Annotated in this window: 4 protein-coding genes; 1 reads left to right on the forward strand and 3 read right to left on the reverse strand. The window is 49.6% G+C overall.

Annotated features, from left to right (window positions below):
• The first annotated feature begins 160 nt into the window (after positions 1 to 160).
• Positions 161 to 229, forward strand: coding sequence for a tail fiber assembly protein (locus tag BHE85_RS12940; RefSeq protein ID WP_226342179.1), 69 nt, complete (start codon positions 161 to 163; stop codon positions 227 to 229).
• A 231-nt stretch (positions 230 to 460) separates the two neighbouring features.
• On the opposite strand, the gene potB is transcribed toward BHE85_RS12940, so the two are convergent.
• The 3 genes from potB to BHE85_RS12955 form a co-directional block, all read right to left on the reverse strand.
• Complete coding sequence (gene potB / locus BHE85_RS12945; RefSeq protein ID WP_000799406.1) at positions 461 to 1,324, reverse strand: spermidine/putrescine ABC transporter permease PotB; 864 nt, start codon at positions 1,322 to 1,324, stop codon at positions 461 to 463.
• Positions 1,308 to 2,444 (reverse strand): spermidine/putrescine ABC transporter ATP-binding protein PotA, encoded by a 1,137-nt coding sequence (potA, locus tag BHE85_RS12950; RefSeq protein WP_000531601.1) that lies wholly within the window; start codon positions 2,442 to 2,444, stop codon positions 1,308 to 1,310. The genes potB and potA overlap by 17 nt, the downstream gene beginning before the upstream one ends.
• A gap of 147 nt (positions 2,445 to 2,591) precedes the next feature.
• The coding region (locus BHE85_RS12955; RefSeq protein ID WP_000317683.1) for an IS1 family transposase at positions 2,592 to 2,852 on the reverse strand (261 nt) is incomplete at its 5' end.

The following is a 2,852-nucleotide window of genomic DNA, read 5'->3' on the forward strand; positions in this document are numbered from 1 at the left end:
TTTCTGTTCCATAACAGGTGTCCACTAGTTGAAAAGGTGGGCACCTACGTTACCAATACAGGCTTAATGGCTACATACGGCGGTCAGTTTACGCTTACTGTTGTTCTGAGGTGAGCATATCACCTCTGTTCAGGTGGCCAAATTCAGTGTGCCACTTCAGGTGTTGCTGAACCGTGTTGATACATCAACTGCACCTGATATTGAGTGGCCGACTTCACCTGCAGAGTAATCAACGGCGCAGGGATGATATTTTGTGCGTGAAGTGCCTCCCCGACCATTCAGATAGTCGGGGAGGGGTATTGGGGTTATACGCAATCAGTTTTAGTTAAAGACCGAAGCTCTCGAAAAATCTTTCGCCAAAACCAGAATGGAATTGATTGATTTTGATAGGATCTATAACGCCGTTACCTTAAACGGCAAAACCACTCAAAAACAAACTTAATGCATTGAATATAAATGATTAATCATCTAATTCGCTCACCTTCTTATTCAGCAAACGAGAAGCGCGCCAGTAAACCAGCAACATCAGGCCCATTACGATAGTCAGCGTAATGCTGGTGGCTGCACCAAACGGCCAGTCACGAATATTGAGGAACTGTACCTTGATGACGTTACCGATCAGCAGGTTTTTCGCACCGCCCATCAGGTCGGACACATAGAACAGGCCCATCGCTGGCAGCATCACCAGCAGACATCCGGCAATAATCCCCGGCATCGTCAGTGGAATAATGATGCGGATAAAAGTCTGTAACTTGCTGGCACCGAGATCGCGCGCCGCCTCAAGCAACGGCTTATCCAGTTTTTCGATACTGGAGTACAGCGGCATCACCATAAACGGCAGCAGAATGTAAACCAGACCGATAATCACCGCACTGGGCGTGAACATGATACGGATTGGTGTGTCGATAACGCCCAGCCAGAGCAAAAACTCGTTGAGATAGCCTTTGGTGCTGAGGAAAATTTTCAGCCCGTAGATACGAATCAATGAGTTGGTCCAGAACGGAACAATCAGCAGAAACAGCAGCAGCGGACGCACCTTGTGTGGCAGCTTCGCCAGAAACCAGGCAAATGGATAGCCCAGCACCAGGCAGGCGAGGGTGGCGATCAGCGCCATATTCAGCGAGTGCAATAGCACTTCAAAATAGAGCGGATCGAGCAGACGCGTGTAGTTATCCAGCGTAAAGACCATTTTGACGAAACTGGCGTCGTCGCGGGTCAAAAAGCTGGTGCCAATGATCATCAGGTTGGGCAGAAAGACAAACAACACAAGCCAACCGACAATAGTGACAATCACTACATTCTGGAACTTACTTGTGTTCTTCATCAGCCAGTACGACCTCCCAGCTTTCTACCCAATTAATGGCCATTTTTTGGTCGAGAGAGTGGTCAAAGTCAGGATCGTCTTCATTGAAGAATTCGCTGACCATCACCATCTTGCCATTTTCCAGTTCAACAACCGACTCCAGCGTCATGCCTTTGTAGTTACGCTCACGAACGTAACCAATCAGCCCTTCAGCGTGGTTGTCGTCGTTAATCTCTTCAACACGTAAGTCTTCCGGGCGCAGCAGAACATGCAGTTTTTGCCCCGGTTCAACGGCGAAGTTAACGTAGATATTACATTCGCGGCCTTCAACGTTGGCGCGTACGCGCTGCTCGTCGAGTCGCTCGATCACCGTGGCGTTAAACATATTAATTTCGCCAATGAAGCCGGCAACAAACAGGTTTTTCGGCTCTTCGTAGATTTCACGCGGCGTGCCGTCTTGCTCAATGCGACCCTCGCGCATCACCACAATCCTGTCTGACATGGTGAGTGCTTCTTCCTGGTCGTGAGTCACGAAGACGAATGTAATGCCAAGCTTACGCTGTAACGCTTTCAGCTCGTTCTGCATTTGCTTACGCAGTTTGTAATCCAGCGCTGAGAGCGACTCATCCAGCAACAACAGACGAGGCTTGTTAACCACCGCGCGAGCAATGGCGACGCGTTGCTGTTGACCACCAGAGAGCTGATGCGGTTTACGTTGAGCGAAGGTTTCCAGTTGCACCATCCGCAGGGCTTCCATCACGCGGGGCGTAATTTCAGCAGCGGGGGTTTTTTGCATGCGCAACCCAAAGGCCACATTTTCGAACACGGTCATGTGGGGGAAAAGTGCGTAGCTTTGGAAAACAGTGTTCACATAGCGGTTTTCCGCCGGAACGTGGGTGATGTCCTCGTTATCCAGCATGATGCGTCCGGAATCAACAGTTTCCAGACCTGCAATCAGGCGAAGAACGGTTGTTTTACCGCAGCCAGAAGGGCCAAGCAGCGTGAGGAACTCGCCATTGTTGATAGTCAGATCCAGCTGGGGAATGACCTCTTTACCATCAAAGCATTTGCGAATTCCCGCCAATTGCACCAGCGGTGAAAGCGAACTCGGTTGTTTATTCAATTTTTTACTCTGTCCCATGTAAACGCAACGGATGGCTTACCGATGCGGGGTTTGTGGTTAACCACCTTGGTGACTCTTAATGAGGGCGGTAATTCTACGGCAAACCGCTTGAATCGCCAATCTTTGTTGTGAATTACTGGCTTAGCTTTAGGTAATGACTCCAACTTACTGATAGTGTTTTATGTTCAGATAATGCCCGATGACCTTGTCATGCAGCTCCACCGATTTTGAGAACGACAGTGACTTCCGTCCCAGCCTTGCCAGATGTTGTCTCAGATTCAGATTATGTCGCTCAATGCGCTGAGTGTAACGCTTGCTGATAACGTGCAGCTTTCCCTTCAGGCGTGATTCATACAGCGGCCAGCCATCCGTCATCCATACCACGACCTCAAAGGCCGACAGCAGGCTCAGAAGACGCTCCAGTGT

The organism is Shigella sp. FC1567, assembly GCF_001743015.1.
GTDB lineage: Bacteria > Pseudomonadota > Gammaproteobacteria > Enterobacterales > Enterobacteriaceae > Escherichia > Escherichia coli.